Annotated in this window: 16 protein-coding genes; 10 read left to right on the top strand and 6 right to left on the bottom strand. The window is 45.5% G+C overall.

Annotated elements, in window-relative coordinates; translation table 11 throughout:
* Positions 1 to 758: 758 nt before the first annotated feature.
* On the bottom strand, positions 759 to 2696 hold the full coding sequence (locus QUA62_RS08170; protein ID WP_333403388.1) for a serine/threonine-protein kinase: 1938 nt from the start codon (positions 2694 to 2696) through the stop codon (positions 759 to 761).
* Positions 2697 to 3196: 500 nt separating this feature from the next.
* Here QUA62_RS08170 and QUA62_RS08175 point away from each other — a divergent pair, with 500 nt between their 5' ends.
* Together QUA62_RS08175 and QUA62_RS08180 are read left to right on the top strand one after the other, a co-directional pair.
* Complete coding sequence (locus QUA62_RS08175; protein ID WP_006635922.1) at positions 3197 to 3679, top strand: 2Fe-2S iron-sulfur cluster-binding protein; 483 nt, start codon at positions 3197 to 3199, stop codon at positions 3677 to 3679.
* A gap of 38 nt (positions 3680 to 3717) precedes the next feature.
* Positions 3718 to 4188: a phycobilisome protein gene (locus tag QUA62_RS08180; RefSeq protein ID WP_190656592.1), complete on the top strand. Its 471-nt coding sequence runs from the start codon at positions 3718 to 3720 to the stop codon at positions 4186 to 4188.
* Between the two features lie 17 nt (positions 4189 to 4205).
* On the opposite strand, the gene QUA62_RS08185 is transcribed toward QUA62_RS08180, so the two are convergent.
* The 5 genes from QUA62_RS08185 to QUA62_RS08205 form a co-directional block, all read right to left on the bottom strand.
* Positions 4206 to 5372: a pentapeptide repeat-containing protein gene (locus tag QUA62_RS08185; protein ID WP_333403389.1), complete on the bottom strand. Its 1167-nt coding sequence runs from the start codon at positions 5370 to 5372 to the stop codon at positions 4206 to 4208.
* Between the two features lie 241 nt (positions 5373 to 5613).
* On the bottom strand, positions 5614 to 6276 hold the full coding sequence (locus QUA62_RS08190; RefSeq protein WP_190656588.1) for a V4R domain-containing protein: 663 nt from the start codon (positions 6274 to 6276) through the stop codon (positions 5614 to 5616).
* 78 nt (positions 6277 to 6354) lie between these two features.
* A complete protein-coding gene (locus tag QUA62_RS08195; RefSeq protein WP_333403390.1) occupies positions 6355 to 6825 on the bottom strand; it encodes a phycobilisome protein in 471 nt (156 codons plus the stop codon).
* 170 nt (positions 6826 to 6995) lie between these two features.
* Positions 6996 to 7262 carry a hypothetical protein gene (locus tag QUA62_RS08200; protein WP_190656584.1) on the bottom strand — a complete coding sequence of 89 codons (267 nt, stop codon included), beginning with the start codon at positions 7260 to 7262 and terminating at the stop codon, positions 6996 to 6998.
* A 94-nt stretch (positions 7263 to 7356) separates the two neighbouring features.
* Positions 7357 to 8058: a V4R domain-containing protein gene (locus tag QUA62_RS08205; RefSeq protein ID WP_006635915.1), complete on the bottom strand. Its 702-nt coding sequence runs from the start codon at positions 8056 to 8058 to the stop codon at positions 7357 to 7359.
* 282 nt (positions 8059 to 8340) lie between these two features.
* On the opposite strand from QUA62_RS08205, the gene QUA62_RS08210 reads away from it, so the two are divergent.
* The 8 genes from QUA62_RS08210 (at position 8341) to QUA62_RS08245 (ending at position 16041) form a co-directional block, all read left to right on the top strand.
* On the top strand, positions 8341 to 10173 hold the full coding sequence (locus QUA62_RS08210) for a caspase family protein (protein WP_333403391.1): 1833 nt from the start codon (positions 8341 to 8343) through the stop codon (positions 10171 to 10173).
* Between the two features lie 1512 nt (positions 10174 to 11685).
* Positions 11686 to 11910, top strand: coding sequence for a hypothetical protein (locus tag QUA62_RS08215; RefSeq protein WP_006635912.1), 225 nt, complete (start codon positions 11686 to 11688; stop codon positions 11908 to 11910).
* Positions 11911 to 12538: 628 nt separating this feature from the next.
* On the top strand, positions 12539 to 12790 hold the full coding sequence (locus QUA62_RS08220) for a TIGR02450 family Trp-rich protein (protein WP_006635910.1): 252 nt from the start codon (positions 12539 to 12541) through the stop codon (positions 12788 to 12790).
* Between the two features lie 65 nt (positions 12791 to 12855).
* Complete coding sequence (locus QUA62_RS08225) at positions 12856 to 13527, top strand: hypothetical protein (protein WP_333403392.1); 672 nt, start codon at positions 12856 to 12858, stop codon at positions 13525 to 13527.
* A 587-nt stretch (positions 13528 to 14114) separates the two neighbouring features.
* Positions 14115 to 14312 (top strand): hypothetical protein, encoded by a 198-nt coding sequence (locus QUA62_RS08230; RefSeq protein ID WP_333219845.1) that lies wholly within the window; start codon positions 14115 to 14117, stop codon positions 14310 to 14312.
* A gap of 95 nt (positions 14313 to 14407) precedes the next feature.
* On the top strand, positions 14408 to 14698 hold the full coding sequence (locus QUA62_RS08235) for a hypothetical protein (protein ID WP_333403393.1): 291 nt from the start codon (positions 14408 to 14410) through the stop codon (positions 14696 to 14698).
* A 437-nt stretch (positions 14699 to 15135) separates the two neighbouring features.
* Positions 15136 to 15651: an SMC-Scp complex subunit ScpB gene (gene scpB, locus QUA62_RS08240; RefSeq protein ID WP_006635908.1), complete on the top strand. Its 516-nt coding sequence runs from the start codon at positions 15136 to 15138 to the stop codon at positions 15649 to 15651.
* A gap of 42 nt (positions 15652 to 15693) precedes the next feature.
* A complete protein-coding gene (locus tag QUA62_RS08245) occupies positions 15694 to 16041 on the top strand; it encodes a DUF760 domain-containing protein (RefSeq protein WP_006635907.1) in 348 nt (115 codons plus the stop codon).
* Positions 16042 to 16146: the final 105 nt, after the last annotated feature.

Consider the following 16146-nt stretch of genomic DNA (forward strand, 5'->3'; position numbering starts at 1 on the left):
TTTTTGGCTAAAGTCAAGCTATTTCCACTCAGCCATGAAGGCTGGTTTTTTTCCCTTGACTTTTTTCTCGTTGTTTGTGATATTGAGTTTAGCTCTCGCTATATCTCTCTATCTTGATTTTTTTGACGAGGTTAATAGTGCTTTAAGCTTTCAAACTATTCTTTTTTCTAGGTTCAGTTTTTTGCCTTTAGTTCGCGGTTCAGTGAACCGCTTTCCTTCTGGCGCTTTATTAATGTATCAACTCTCCCCAGGGTTGTCAAGCGTTTTGCCAAAATATTTTTGACTTTTTTTTGAACCTATATACACCACGGGTTTCGCCTGTCCTTCACCGCTCCGCTATCCGAGCGCTGACTCCTCTTTTAACTATGGGGTCTTTTTTTGGGGCCAAATACGGCTTGTGGCATGACAATTTCCCGCGCATGGGTAGAAGAACTCAGTGGTTCAACATGATGGGGCTTACTTGGAGTATAGGCAAGGCCAAGTTAGAGTGTAAGGTGTGAGGCTGCATCATGGGGTTAGGATGACAGAAGCAGGCTGGTGCATGAGTCATATATTAAGCGGTGTCTGCATTTCTAGGACTTTACTGAGGGAAGTTTGGGTCTCAGATTGAGCCGATCGGGCTTAACAATTCCTCTGATTCAAAATCCAGAAGTTGATACGACACGGTACTCTAACCCTGATCCAACTCCCAGGAATCGATCGCCCGCAAATACACTCTCCTGAATTACACCCCCAAACTCCTTCAGTTACGCCAGTTATCAGCCTTTGATGATCGAGCGCGAGCTGCTCTCCTCAACATGTACATCTAAAAAGTGCAAGTGACTCTCTTCCTCAGTATTGACAGCAATTACCAAACCTCTATTCCCCCAGGGAGCTATCGCCCGGGGTGAGGCGGGGCTGCTAAAACTCCCTACTTGAATCCCTTGACTATTTAACACTTCTATCTGCCCCCCAACATCTGCCAACACCCATCCCCAATTAGCCACACAAGCAGACACGGGCAAAGTTTCAAGAGGAATTCGTGCTACCTTGAGTGGCCACAATTTCATCAACAGCACCGCCGCTTTACCACCTTGAGGAATTCCCAGCAAAGTATAAGGCTCAGGTGTCAACAGCATCTGTCCGACGCTGGCAGACAACCGCACAGAACCCACCGGCGTGCCGCGGCGAGTGAAAACTCTAAAAATAGTTTGGGGATTTTTTGGTTCGTTGTCCGGCCAAACTGCTAAGACGTGTCGCCTATCCAAAAACATTAATTCTGGTAAATAATGTTCTGGTAACGGCACAGTAGCAATCAGCTTCAGGGCTTTTTTCTGATCGCCCGCAGTGCTGTTTGCACCTAAAGAATAAAAACGCAGTTCGCCGGGAACCGCTACTGTCAACCAGTTGCCGTGAGAGTCTACAGCTGCTTTTAAAGCATCTGGACCTTGCCTCAAACCCATATCCAGCAAGCACTGAGGCTCCCAAGAGCGCTCATTGAGCCAGTAAAGTTTTTGCGGAGTGAGAACGCAGCAGCCGTGGGAAACAGGTAAAATGCCGCGCACGATTTCCGGCATTAATGAAATAGAAATAGACATTTCTTGTGTAACTAGCTGTTTTCCCGGCTGAGACCAAACCTTCACCTCTGTACCTACAGCAGCATAGAGATACGTTTCAGTGGCAATTAAAGCGGTCAACGGTGCTGGAAGTATCAGTGGCTTGGGCTGCGAAAGCGAATAGCGCACAGTCCGAAGTAAATTAATCGCCGACAGTGATGCTTTTTCCTCTTCAACTTCTAGCAAAGACTCAGTTTCAGACTTCAGACTTTTATCACCACTGGTTGTGGGGTTTTCCCAAGGAATAATGCAGTCGCCCAATTGCCTGACAGCGGGGTCGTACATGATCAGGCGCAGAGCTTGAGCCATTTGGGAAGCACTGGCAAAACGGCGAGCTGGCAGCTTTTCTAAAGATTTTTTGACTATTGCTTGCAAAGGTTCGGGGATGGCGTCGGGAAATTGCAAGCGTTGATTCAGGTGCGCCCACCTCAAGTCTCCGGGGGTTCCCCCGAAAGGGCGGTAGCCCATTAGCAATTCAAACAGCAGAATTCCTACTGCATATATATCTGACATCGGGGAAAAAAGACCGTAAAACCGCTCAGGGGCCATGTAAGCGGGCGAACCTACGGTAGCGTCGGGAGAAATTTCTTGGTGGAGGCGAGTGGTACCAATTTCTGGCAGCCGACGCGCGATGCCAAAGTCAGAAAGCCGGGGCGACCAACCTTTTGCTCCTAAAGTTAGGAGGATATTTTCGGGTTTGATGTCGCAGTGAACAACGCCTCGGCGGTGGGCGTAGTCTAAGCCGGCTAAAACTTCCATGACTAGCTGTAAACCTTCGAGCAGACGCAAAGGGCGGTCTTGTTTGAGCAGGTTGCGGAGGGTTCCTCCCTCGCAGTAGTCCATAACCAAGTACCTGCCTGTAGCTGTGTGTTCTAGAGCTCGGCAGGTAACAATGTTCGGGTGCTGCAAGGTGATCAGAAACCACAGCTCTCGCAAGAATTCGCTAGTTGGGGCTTTTTGATGACTAAGTTCTTTGAGAGCAACCAGTTGGCTGGTGAGGCGGGAGCCCTGGGGGGGAGCTTCTCGAACGCTGGCACAAAAGACTCGACCAAATTGTCCTTGTCCGACTAGCCCTAAAATGCGGTACTTAGAATGTTGCATCGGTCTAATTATAGAAAAAGCTTGAGCTAGTATTAAAATATGTAAATAATTCTGACAAAAATTCAAATTTTTGAATCGCTCGCCAGGTACAGCCTATGTTATCTCAGGTTCATTCTCAGCCTCCTTGAGAGCGATCGCACAGTCGCACCTACTAAAATCCTTGAGCTTCGGAATCACTATCAATCTTGCCGGATGCCGGTACCCGCTCGGGAACTACCTGTGGCTGCTATTTTAGTCGATCGCGACTATTACAGTTTTTTCAATGCCATCTAGAAAGTATCTAAGGTTTTAACTTTTCAAGGCTAAGCTGGGGAATCGGGGCGAGGGAACAGCGATGACCAAAACAGAAGTGCGGTTATGCCATAGGGGTTAGAGAGCCAGAAGCCGATGCTGTCGTCAAGGCATCTTAACCTTTTTGAGTGTTAGCCAAATTTTTTTGCGCTTTGAATAAGTTGATCGTAACTTGCTAAATACTGAACTTGACAGGAGCAAACATCAATATGGTTAAAATTATTAAACTAGATCCAATTGCGGAGGAAATAGCAGTCGAAACCCGATCAAATATCCTGTCTGCCTTACTTTCCAAAGACTTAGACGTTCTCAAGGAATGCGGGGGGCGGGGAATGTGCGCTACCTGCCATGTTTACATTAAAGAAGGCATGGAAGGCTTGTCGGACATGAATCGGCGCGAGAGAAGGACGTTGGAAGTCATTACTACGGCTAAAGCCAATTCGCGACTTGCTTGTCAGGCTCAAATTATGGGCGAGGGTGTGGTTGTACAGTTGCCTGCGGGGATGTACATTAATGCTATTGAAAATGTCGAAGCTCTGATCGGCCGCCGGGCCCAGCAAGATTTATTACACCCAATTACGGGTCAAGTAGTTGTAGAATCAGGTAAGTTAATTACTCGTTCTATCGTTACACAGCTTAATGAAACCCGCTTTCAAGTAGGACAGTATTTAGTTCGGACTAAAGAAGCTTAAAACTGATATGTTTGTATTTTAGTAGTAGAGAAAAATCTATGTTGAGCCAACTTGCGCGTTTGAGCATGGAAGCAGACGGACGCTACGCCAGTGCAGAAGAACTCCAATTTTTGAAAGACTACTTTCAGTCTTTGAATCACCGGATGAGTGCTTATAAAAAAATTCAAGCCTCTGAAACAGAAATTATACGGCAAGTGGAAGCACAAATGCTGTCTCTAGACCCTAGTTTATTTCGGCGGGGGGCTAACGATGTCACTGAAAAGTGCCGTGGAGATATTGTGCAGGTGTTGAGGCATTCGGCGGCAGCACTGTTGATTAATGATACGGAACGATTGCGCGATCGGCTACTACTTTGGTTGCAAACTATTTTAGGCGCTGTTCAAGTTAGAAATAGTGCAACCGTGACCTACGAGGTGATGAAAAAGGTCCTCAAACAATATCTCACGGTGGAAGAAAGGAACCTATTTTTTCCGATTCTGGACATCAACCGCACTTTACTCGGCAAATAATCAAGGGGGTTGACAACTTAACGCCGATAAACTGTGCCATTAGGAAGAGTGGCTCCAATCAACTTCGCTCCCGTCAAATCCGCCTCAGTGAGAATGGCTCCCCGGAGGTTGGCTCCTGTCAAGTCAGCTTTCTGCAAGTTGGCTTTACTCAGGTTAGCTTTGCTCAAGTTAATTTCATGCAAACAAGAATTAGAAAGGTCGGCATTGATCAGGTAGGCTAGACTCAAGTTGGCTTTGCTGAGGTTTGCCCCGCTCAAGTTAGCTTCCATCAGATAAGCACCGCTCAAGTTGGCTTCGTTTAACAAAGCCTCTGCCATATTAATTCCAGTTAAAAGTTTGCGGCTCAAGTCTACACCGCTGAGGTCGGCCCCGCTGAGGTTAATACCGCTTAAGTGGCTGCCATTCAAAGTAATGTTTCTCAGGTAGGTTTTGCTGAGGTCTGCTTTGCACAAATTGGCTCTATCCAAGCAAGCTTCGCTAAGGTCTGATCCGATCAAGCACGCGCCGTTTAAATAGGCTTGAGTGAGGTTAGTTCGCCGGAGGTTAGCTTTCAAAAGGTTGGCTTTACTGAGGTTAGCGCGGGTTAAGTTGGCTCCCGCTAGGTTGGCTTTGGATAATTCGGCTCCGGTGAGCTGTGCTTCGGTCAAGTCTGCCTCTTTCAGACTCGCTAGACTTAAGTAAGCATCTTTGAAGTTTGCCCCGTTGAGATTGGCTTTAATCAGATAGGCTTTACTGAGATTGGCCTCGGTGAGAACCGCTTTGGTGAGGTTAGCGGCGCTCATATCTGCACCTATGAGATTAGCATTGGGAAGAATTGCTCCGGTCAGGTTTGCCCAATTCAGATGAGCTCCGGCGAGGTTGGCGCCGGTGAGATTGGCACCGATGACATTGGCGCCGCTCAGACTAGCTGCCATGAGGTTAGCACCGGTGAGATTGGCTCCGCTGAGGTCAGCTTTGCTGAGATTGGCTCTGCTCAAATGGGCTTTGGTGAGGTCCGCCCCGCTGAGGTTAGCACCAATTAAGTAGGGTCGTTGCTGGTGTTGGTTGAGGTTTGCCAAAATTAGAGTTGGGGCATCGTTGGAACGGAATAAATCGATCGGACTCAACACAATGCCGCGCAGATTTGCCAGTCTAAAATCTCTTTCGCCGGCTGCATATCGAGTTAGAAGTTCATTGGCGTCCATTAAGTTCTAGCAAAATGTTTGAGGTTTTGATTGATTTTAAATTTTATGAGTTTCTAGAGTAAGTTAGGAATTTTCTACCTGCTCGTTATAATCAGGTTTTATTTAAATTGCTAAAACCGGATTTTTTGACTCAGGCTCTTTTTTATTATTTAACTCACAGTTTTGATGATACAGTGGATAATATGGCTGCCCAACAATCATTTGACAGCTATTAGCAACAAAGTAATAGCTGTCAAATTAGTCAGTTTTTTTGGAAAAGTTGACTGAGAATAGCTTCATGGTCTTTTCCTTCTTCGACCATAGAATCGCCAGGTTGTAGGCGATCGCGCAGTCCTAAAATAAAGCGGTTGCAGTCCGAACCCAATGATTCGCAGGATGTTTGCAGGCAGTGAAGTTCTCGACCCGTAAGCTGACTAAAGAACGCACTTAAAATACCTGCTTCTAAAAAACAGGCTGGTCGCTTAGACTTGGGGGCTGTTTTAGCAAAAAGAGAGTTAGCAATTTTTACTATTAAAAATCCATGTTCCGAATAGCTGGGGTCAAGCTCAAAGGTTCCCCATCCATGAGTTTTCCAACACTGCTGCAAGGACTGAAGAAATTCTACCATTTCCATTTCAGAAACTGGCTGACCGTAGTATTCGCTGACTTCTTCGCAAAAACGCACGTAGAAGTTTTTACCCCACCAGCGACCGCAGTTGAAAAGCACGAGGCGGGAGGCTTGACCTGTTTCTTGTTCTAAGCCGATATAAATGGCTTGAATCAGTGTTTCTGGGAGTGCTAAGAGCCGATCACCCCGGCGGTTTTCGAGGAGGCCGAGTTCGAGGTCGCCTCGGACGTAGGCATCGCTGGCAAAGTAGTTTCCAGGGAGTCTGGGCTGTTTGAGTAAGTCGGCAATATTAATCATCGGAAATTGGGAATTGGGAATCGGGAATCGGAAATTGGGAATTGGGAATCGGGAATCGGAAATTGGGAAGAAAGCTGATTATTTATTACCTTGGTCAATAATAATTGACTGTGCTTGGTCGAAAAATGGTTGCAATATAGCGCGGGCTTGCTCGGAAAGCAATTCTTTTAAACGAGTTTGCAGCAGATTGCAAACAGTTGCTTCGATATTGTGAGTTTGGTGGGCTTCGACTATGCCGGAAAGCCAGTCTACAAGGCGCTGTTCTAGAAAATTTCGATCGTTCAGCAGCATAGCCATAGCGCAGTACCGCAAGACTAAAACCCAGTGTTTGAGCGATCGTTCTAAGGTTTCTTGCTTTTCGTCGGGGAATGTTTCTTGTAGTTTGTTGGCTACTGGTTGGAAGATGCTTGCTTCCTTCTCTCGCAAAAATTCGTAAATTTTTAAGCGCTGGACAAGGGTTACAGCTTGACGCTTAAAAGCTAGGAGTTCTTCGCCTTTTAAAAAGCGGTTTTCTGCCTGATCCAGCAGCGCCTCAATCTCAGGGTGCATGATTTTAATTAAGTGGTAATCGGTAATTGATAAAAGGAAGGAAGTTCGGCAACGAGCAATGTACGGGATTTAACGGATTTAACTAATTGATTTTGAGGGATGAGGAAAGAGGGGTGAGGGAAGATGGAGGAGGGATTGCCCTATTTTTTATTTCCCATTACGTACAGAGATTAAAACAGGTCAAATAGGTCATCAATGGTGACTTCGGCTTGTTCAGAAATAGAAATTACTGGCAAGGGTGGCGGTAGGGGTAGGGCACCTACTTCCGGAATTCCTTCCCAAGAAATAGCTTGAAAAAAGTCTGCTACTGGCTGGGTTAAACTCAGAAGTTGACCGGGGGTCGAGCCAGTTGGGGTTTCTAAAGATTTTCCCAGCCAATTATAGTGACCAAAGAATTCTTGGACAGATTGGTCCAACCATGAAGTTTGACTTTTCATCTTTCTTCCTGCCTGGAGAAATCCACCATCGCACTTTCAATCGCGAAATTGGTGGGAGGAAAGGCAGGGCAGGGGATGTGCCTTTCCAGGTTGTTTACCGCAATATTTCACCGTGTTGCAGTCGATTTTGAATATCGCGGGCGTTAGCACCTTCGTTGAGCCAGAATGCTGCTGCATCAATTTTATCTGGGTTGCCAAGCAGGAACTTGCAATAGGTTTCTCCCATTGAGTAACATTGGAGTTCTATGCAGCTCAGAGGCTTTTTGACTAGAGAGCCGAAAAAACCGGCGAACAAACCAGCGTATAGGTGACAAACCGGTTTGCCTACGTCTCCCAATGTGCGAGCAACTGCTGAGTCAAAGAGGTTGATGAAGATGCAGCCGTGTTTGCGATCGCTCATGTCCACTTCCCAGCGACCCCAACCTTGAGCCGTGAAAGGCCACCACCAAGTTTCTAGCAGAAACATGAGATTTGACTGGCGAATGTTCTGGCTGTATTCGGCACTAAACCATTTTTGAAAAAATTCGGAATCTTGGAGTCCCCACTGGCAACCAATAGTATACATGATGACAGAGGACGCGGGGCCGACTTCTTCTTCGAGCCCCTCCACCAAACCAATAATGAAGTCTTCGCTGGTAAAAATGTTGCGCGACTGATTCCAGTCGTCAATTGTACCCATCTGGCGATCGAAGGCAAAAAAATCCTGAAACCTATAGTGGCTGTGAGTTTTAGGATGCTTTTGCTTAAGTAGCGATTCGCTGTGGGTGGAGATTTCTTTTTTAGCGGTAGAGACCATTGGCGGGTTATTCCTTTTTGGTGTAGTTTGGTGAAAATTAGAGTCAAATAGACTAGCCTGTGTATCCAATTTAACTTTATTTTTCTAAAGGCAGGCACAGGGTATAATTTTTCACTGCAATATAAAAATTAAAAATTCTAGGATGCTAAATTTGGGGGCTTGTTGGGAGTTCTGCCTTCGGACAACTGCTCTCTGAGTGCTGACGAAAGTGGGTATAACCTTAAACGGCTATGTGTTATCGTTTTGTGCAAGCTGTCCACTATATATATAGGGCATATGGGGATGAAAAATCACGCTTGTATTGCAATAGGCATCAATCAATATCAGTTACTCCAGCCTTTGAGTTATGCCCAAGAGGATGCAGAGGCTCTGTACGGTTTTTTGACTGAGGAGGCGGGTTTTGCGCCGGATGGATGTCTGCTGATGACCGATAGCTCGCCGTCGCTGTGGGGTCAATCTACATATCCAAATCGGGAAAATATTCTGAGATTGACCCAAAGCCTCTGCGCGGAACATGTGCAACAGGGAGATTTACTCTGGTGTTTTTTTAGCGGCTACGGTGTCAGCTATGAAGGTAAGGATTATTTGATGCCTGTTGACGGCAATCCGGCTGACATTCAGGGTACGGGGATTCCGGTAGAGTTGCTGTTGAATACTCTGAAAAACGCTCCTACGGAAACGGTATTGGTGCTGGTTGATATGAACCGCAGCCAGATTGTGAAAGCGGGGGAAACGATCGGCTCTCAAACGGTCGAGCTGGCGCGGGAACTGGAAATCCCGACGGTGCTTTCTTGCCGCCCGAATCAAGTTTCGCGGGAAACTTCGGCTTTGCGTCAGGGGTTTTTTACGACGGCGCTTTTGGAGGGGCTACGATCGGGACAGTGCATGACCATTAAGGGTTTAGACCGTTTTTTGAGCGATCGACTGCCGGAGCTGTGCGACCACCATTTGCGTCCGAAACAAGAACCTTTGATGGTTGTGAATCCTCCGGGGAAGGCTAATTTGGTGATTTTGCCGGATGCTTCAGGGGTACCAACTTCTGCGTTGGCCGGACGCAACGGCAATATGACGGTTGGTACGGCTGATGGGTTCGATCGCCCGCAAATGGCGACGGCTACGGCTCGAATGGATCTGCCTCCGGCAGTTCGCAACGCTCAGGATTCGCCGGTTGAGATGCCGCCTGTGTCGCAGCCAAATGCTGTAGCCCCTGCCGATCGGGGGGGCGATCGACCGAACTTGCAAAAGCCGGAGGATGAGCATAACGGGGGGTCGGATAAGTCATTTTTGCAGCAGCTAGTTTTATGGAGTTCAGCTACGGCTTTGGTGTTGCTGTTGGGTGTTTTTGTGACGAACAAATCAATTTTTGTTGGTCAGCAAGAAGGAGATCCTCGATCGCGGACTGAAAATGCCCAAAACTCTGGATCTCAAAAATTTACTGGTACTGGGGGATCGCAGAACCAACCGCGGGCGGTGCAAGCGGGGACTGGAACCAAGCAGCCACCATCGAGCCAGCAGGTGTGGGCGGAGGCGAAAACTTTCCTCAAGGATGGTTCGGCTTCTAGTTTTAATAAAGCAGTGGTTAAGGCTCGAACGATTCCGGCTAGCGATCCGCTCTACCCGCAGGCTCAGCAGGATATTGAGCGCTGGAGTTTGACAATTTTGGATATAGCTAACGGGCGGGCTGCTCGGGGCGACTTCCAGGGGGCGATCGGGGCGGCTAAATTGATGCCTGATGTCAATCAGCCTGTTTACAATCAGTCGAAACAGGCGATCGCTCAGTGGGAGGAGCTATCCAAAGACCAGGATGTAAATATTGCTTTGCTATCGGCTGCTAAGGGTCAAATTAAGCGGGGGGTTGCCTCTTCTTACAGTAAAGGCATCCAGCAAGCTAATAAAATTCCACCCGGTCAGCCGAAGTATGAAGAAGCTCAACAGTTAATTGGAGAATGGAGCGAAAGTATTCTCAAAATTGCTCAGTTGCGCGGTTCTCAAGGAAAGCTTAAAGAGGCAGTTGAAGCTGCTTCGCTGGTGCCGTCGGGTACTCAGAGTTATCAGCCTGCTCAGAAAGAGATCGCCAATTGGAAAACTAAGCTCCAACGCCAGAAAAAAGGTTGATTTAGTTGATAATTTCTCGGTTTCTCGCCGGGAAATTATCTTAGCGACTGGCCGAAATAGGTCGATAGGTCGCTCGATACCTCTTGATACTGCAAAAAGAGATCTACACATCGATAATTTAAAACCAATAATTTTATTAACCCTTGCCCCTCCGCAACTTCTGCGCGAGGGGATTTTATATGCTGCCTGGTCGGTTCGTTTTTGTAGAGTGAAAGATATCTTATGGGCTGGTTAATTGGGGTTGCGTAATAGCGGGATAATTTTAATTTTTTTTATGGGATGGGTTCTCGTCTTCCGAAGGCGTGTATTTTCACAGCAGGTGGGAGGCCTAACCTCTACTCCCCACAATAATCCTCAAATGGTGTAACGTCGGTTAATTAATATCTTTAATTCACGTGCAGATTTCCATAAACCGACGCTTCCAACTTCAAAAACCATTGTTTTTTAACAAGAAGGATGGCTGTAAATAATTTTTTTTAAGAACATAAATTTCTTTATAAAAAAGTCGTCAATGAGTTGATTTTACGATGCCATTCAAATAGTTAATTGTTAACTTTTATCAATTAAAATTATTAGCTTAATGTTGAGTTGGTTTTAATTTTATTAACTAGCAAATTGGGCAAAATTGAATTGCTATCAAACGCCACTGGTAAAGGCAAAATCGCCTGAAAAAATAGGGTATGTAGAGTTAATTTTTTTACCTCTCTTGGTGGGCTATTAGGAGCGGTCAATGGGTGGAAGACTGTTTAAACTTGTGCTGTTTTTAAATTCTTAGCAGTGAGCGATATGTTATGAATTATACAAAATGAGCATTTATTGGCAATTCTAGCGAACGAGCGATCGTCCCTAAGGAATTCAGGAAACAGATTCACCGCCAGACAGCACAAAATACCTGGATTGCCAAGCTGCGAGTCTTCCTTTCCCCGGACATCGCTAAGCTGCCTTAATTAACACAAATAAGGGCTTTGCAAGAAAATCCAAAAAATATATCCTTGAGAAACAAGAATAAAAACTTACTCGCTTATTGTAGCCCCGGTAACAACACGTATGCCTGAAGTTATAGTCCCCAGCCAAGCCTACGGGACGATCTAAATCAATAGGGTGATGTGGCAGTGTCCGGGTGTTAAGAGGGGCGCTCGAAGAGGAATGTTCCCCGAGCGATCGCTTCCCAATCGGGGAGGGTAAAACCTAGGAAGGCAAGGAGTTGGAGACAATGCTGAACTTTTTGAGTTCCGGAGAGTAGCGTTAGCACTAAACTCTGCCGTATTGTGGAAATTGAGCCAAATTTGTAACAGTTCTTAACTATAAATAATTGTGCCAAAACTGCTAGCATAGTGACACTTTTGCTAGCAAAAACAGATAAAGTAAATAAAGTTGGCTAGCTCTAGACGCCCCGATCCCCATCCTGGGGATGTTGAATCAATTTGATTCATAGCAAGTGGTTTTAGAGTTACAATCGGAACCAAAGCATCGCTATTTAACTGAGTTCTTTACTTACTTTTACTTTCAGCTATGAACGTGGATTTTATCAAAGCCCAAGTCAGGTTGCTACAGGGTGCAAGTTCATCGGAGCGAGAAACCCTTATTAAAAACATCGGCGTCTGTGCTGGCGTGATCCGACCGGGAGAGTATGTGACTCCGCAACGGAAGCACGCCATCACTCTATGGCTGCAAACAAATGCGGTTCGCCTCCGACTTCCCCAACTTCCTCTGGACTTATCCGGCCAAAAGCCTTAACAGGGAAGTAATCAAGAGGTAGCGGCAGAATCAAAGAAATTAGTCAATCTTACCTAAAAGTGCTTTTTTATTGAGCTGTACAGGATCAATGAAACACGATTAAGATTGAAAAAATGTTTGTAGGGAAAGTTGGGCTCGAAAACACGCCTGTGGACAAGAAGCGGCCGACCGCCTTGGTCGAAGCAGGAAGTGAGCGTCAAACCTGCTCTCACAGTAGATTTGACTAAGTTTCACAAAACGGATTATTGTGCACAACTATAACCTGGGTTATTTGCTTTTAGATTTGAGATTCACGATTTAGCTCGTATTGGATAAATAGGCTATTGGTGGATCGCCTGAAAAATTATCCTATTCAATAGGTATAACTAATTACAGGGGCAGTCATTGAACTGCCCTTACTTTTGAACCCCGAGGGGGAAAGGCTGCAAGTTACAATAAACGCATCTACTTGCAGATAGAGTTTAGGTAAACTCTCATGTAAGCTGCAGCGCCTCTATATTATCTGTTATGTTCGAGATGGGGAGAGGGGGAGAGGATTTGACGAGCTTTAAAAGGGAACTAATATCATCAAACAGAACGACTTATTACAATTCACTTGCTTTCTAATATATTTTTCCACAAAAATACTGTGAGCAAAAAACAAAAATTTCCTTATTTAGTTGGTTCCCGATGGACTTCACACCAAAAAACTTGGGGGTGGCGACACTTTCAAGTGGTCAACCGAAAAAACGAAGGTAAATGGGTATTTGCAGAAATGGTGGCGGCTTGCGATCCAAGTGTCCGTTTTTGGCTCAACGCCGCACAACTCAAAGACAGATCGCTCTGGCAAGCTGGATGGCAGTCTACGCAAGAATTAGAGGAATTAGAAACAGCAGACTAAAAGACAGCGCTGTGGGGTAGAGTGAGGTAGACAGGGGTAATGACTAATAGCAACAGGGTAAAATAATGAAAAAAAAAGTTGTCTTATTGGTGTGTTTGCTAATTAGTGCTGCATTAGGCGGTGGATTTTCCGAAGTGTCGATCGCAACCAAGGCGATCGATCGCAGCAATATTCTGTCTGCCGATATTCCAACTCCCGCAGGGGACTTGTCCAACCTAGCCCTTACCTTACAAGACTTGCCCGCAGGTTTTACAGAAATGCCACCTGCGACGATCCAAAAACTGGTCAGCAGTCTCAATAGGTTGAAACCAGGAAGCGTGTTTGCTTATCAGAAGAACGACGATCAGCAGTTTCAAATAGTTGGAGGATTTACAACGCCACTGCCCAACCGGATCGATCGAGCTACATTTGATGCTCAAATCCGTGAAGGGAGTTTTGCACAACAGTTCTCCCAACGTTTAAACAGTGGTAACAACGAATTTCAGTTTGCTAATCTTACCGCTTTAACCTTAGAAGACAAGATTGGCGAGGTATCGGGTGGGTGGACAACTCAAGGAAAAATAAAAGGTGTAACAATGAATGTCGAAGTTGCGCTGTTTCGACGGGGAAAAATAGGAAGTTTTCTGATGATAATATATCTCGACGGCAACAAACCCGCTATAACGATTAGCGAAGCAGCGCGCAAATTAGACAGCAGGATGATGGAATTGAAACCAGACTTAACTCAACCGCAATAAGTGGGTACTGCAAGCTGTAAAAAAAATCAGTTTTCTACCTCCAGATGACACTCAGATTAGTTACACTAAAAAAACTCGTGTATAAATAGCAGATAAACTGGGTTTTTCTGGTGTCAGTACCGATGAATATCACCAGAGATTTTAGTAGATGGAACCCGGTTTATGCCTCCAGAAATTATATCATGTCTGTTGAATTGCCCGTTATAAAATTTTGTCGCCTGGTTGGGGCGGGTTTATAAATATGGTGGATGTGAATTACAGATTATTGGTGAAACTCGCCCCAACAAGTATTGTGGTTAATTTACCTGACATGATATGACTGAGAAGAAAGAGCTTTGTTTCCAGTAAATTATACCAAAATACCTCTGTCTGTGTGTCTTTCTCTGCAAAAAGCCTGCAACATTTACAACAAAATCCTCGTTGTCAATCACCATTCGTTCAGGATTGAAGCCGGAGAAATGTTCGGTTTCCTAGGCCCCAAAGGTGCCGAAAAATAGACCACAATTCGGATGCTGGCTACCCTGACTAAGCCCAGCAGCGGTCAAATTTAGGTAGCTGGATATGACGTGATGCGGCAAAGCTTGCAAGTGAAACAGTGCATAAGCGTGTTGCTTCAACAAATCAGTGTTGATAATCAGCTTTCAGTATGGGAAAATATGGAGTTTCACGGGTCGATGCACCACATTCCCAACCAGAAACGGCAACAGTTCATTAAACAGTGGTTGGAATATGTAGAAGTAGCAGAAAGGCGAGATGATTTAGTAAAAAAATTGTGGGGGGAATGAACCAAAGTTTGCAAATTACCAGACAACTTGGGTACGAGGCGCAAATCTTATTTTTGGAGGAAACGACGGTACGGTTAGACCCGCAAAGGCGGTGATTGTGGGAAATTATTCGAGATTTGAACAAGCAGGGAATGAAAATGCTGTTGACAACGCATTATATGGATGAAGTGGAGTATTTGTGCGATCGCATCGGCATTATGGACGGCGGCAGGCTAATTAGACTAGGAACGTTGGCCCAACTGCGGCAGGAACATGACCAAGGGTTAGTGATGAAACAAATAGGCGTTCGCTGGAAATATAAGTTTTTTCCTACTCGGGAAGAACCCGATTTTTATCTGGATGGCAAAGATGATAAAAATGGAAGGATGGTTATTCCTTCTAATTGAGAGGATATTTTTGTAGAATAGCTGACGGGCAGACAGTGAGATTGATAAATAGCTAATTGCTAAATTTGATACTCTAACGTGGTAAATTGACGATTAACACTGCTATTTTTTTAGCAAAATCATCGGAATCCCGGGAAGCAAAAAAAGTTTAACGCTCTACTTCTAGCGGTTAGGGGCGCCATGACGCACCCTATATATAAATTTTATGCGTCCCGGACTGAGATAAAGAAAAATAAAATTGAAATAGTTGGGTTTTGTTCCTCAACCTAACCTACACTATTAATCATTTGTGTAAGGGGAATGTTTATTACCGATTCTCATTATTCACGACACGGAAGTTAGTGAGATACGGATAGCTGTTGTTTTCGTGATTCCTTCTTATTTCTTGCTTCCTCCTTCTTCTTTCAACGTCCCAATTCCTAATTACTAATTCCCAAATGACTCGCTTAGCCACAACAATAGAAGCCATACTTTACCTAAAAGGTCAGCCAGTGTCGATCGCAGAAATTGCCGAGATTGCCAAATGCGATCGAGCCGAAGCCGAAGACGCCATCATCGAACTCATGTCTGACTCGTCCCACCGCGACAGTGCATTAGAAGTCGTCGAAACCCCCACGGGATACAGCCTGCAACTCAGAGAAGAGTTTGCCAGTTTAATGCAAACTTTAATACCTCCAGAATTAGGTGTTGGAGCTTTGCGGACGCTGGCTGCGATCGCCCTCAAAGGCGGCATCGCTCAGCCAGATTTAGTTAACTTGCGAGGTTCAGGAGCTTACCAACAAGTGCAGGAACTTGTAGAAATGGGTTTTGTCCGCAAACGGCGGCCTGCTGAGGGGCGGTCATATTGGTTACAAGTTACCGAGAAATTTCATCGGTACTTTCAAGTAGACCAACTGCCAAAACAATTGCAAATTGACTTTCAGGCAAATTTGTACCCAAGCAATGACGAGTAGTTTGAAGTAGAATGTAACCAGCCAGAAATTAAGAATCGCCAAATGGTTTTTCACCCTGACTTTGACACATCCAATGCCCAACAAACGGCAGTCAATCCACTGCTGAAGTACCTCCAACACCAATCCCCGGAGGTTCTAGCCCGAGTCGCCAAGTCCGTCAGCCCCGACATCAGAGAAATTATCTCTCATAACGTTCAAGGACTTGTCGGGGTTTTGCCTTCAGAAAATTTTAACGTCGAAATTACCACTGACCGCGAAAACTTAGCAGGTTTGCTAGCTTCAGCGATGATGACAGGCTATTTTTTGAGGCAAATGGAGCAGAGGATGCACCTAGAAGAAAATTTAGCAAGCACCAGCTCGATTCAACCAAACTCGCCCAAAGACAAGTAAAAAGATCAACGGGTTGGGGAAGCCAGAAAGATGAAAGTTGTTAAGAAAAACCCATAATCCTGAATCAGGGAGGCACAGGGAATTAAGAAACCGGGCTGTTAACCG

The organism is Microcoleus sp. MON1_C1 (genome assembly GCF_036701945.1).
In the GTDB taxonomy this organism is placed as follows: domain Bacteria; phylum Cyanobacteriota; class Cyanobacteriia; order Cyanobacteriales; family Microcoleaceae; genus Microcoleus.